Annotated in this window: 1 protein-coding gene; it reads right to left on the bottom strand. The window is 65.7% G+C overall.

The window, feature by feature from the left end; all coding sequences use genetic code 11:
• Nucleotides 1-516, bottom strand: a 516-nt coding sequence (locus O4H62_RS26300) for a VCBS domain-containing protein (RefSeq protein WP_269391850.1), incomplete at both ends; no start/stop codon positions are given.

Genomic DNA, 516 nt, shown 5'->3' with positions numbered 1-516 from the left:
GGATCGGCGTCGGCGAGCGGCGCAAGGTCAGCCTGCTCGTCAACCGTGCCCGACTGCACGCCCGAGGTGATCACCGGCGCGTCATTGGTGCCGTTGATGGTGATGGTGACGTCCTGCGAGGCGGTGCCGCCGTTCTGGTCGTCGACCGTCACGGTGAAGGTCAGAACCAGCTGGTCGTTCTCGCCCAGGAAGTCGATCGCCGCATTGGTGGCGTCATAGGTCCAGGCGATCTCGCCCGAACCGTCGCCGAACGTCGAGTTGCTCACGCCATCGAGCACATCATCGAGGCTGAAGGCGCCGAGAAGCGTGGCTTCCTGGCCAGCCGTCAGAACATAGCCATTGGCGAGCGTCGCCGTCGTCACCACGCTGTTGGTCACAGAAGCCTGCGGCTCGTCCGACAGGTCGACATCGTCAAAGGTGATGGTGCCGGTCACGTCGGCCGGATCGGCGTCGGCGAGCGGCGCAAGGTCAGCCTGCTCGTCAACCGTGCCCGACTGCACGCCCGAGGTGATCACC

The organism is Parahoeflea alexandrii (genome assembly GCF_027214025.1).
GTDB lineage: Bacteria > Pseudomonadota > Alphaproteobacteria > Rhizobiales > Rhizobiaceae > Hoeflea > Hoeflea alexandrii_A.
The sequence above is the reverse complement of the archived record's forward strand: the minus strand, read 5'-3'. Positions and strand labels throughout refer to the sequence as shown.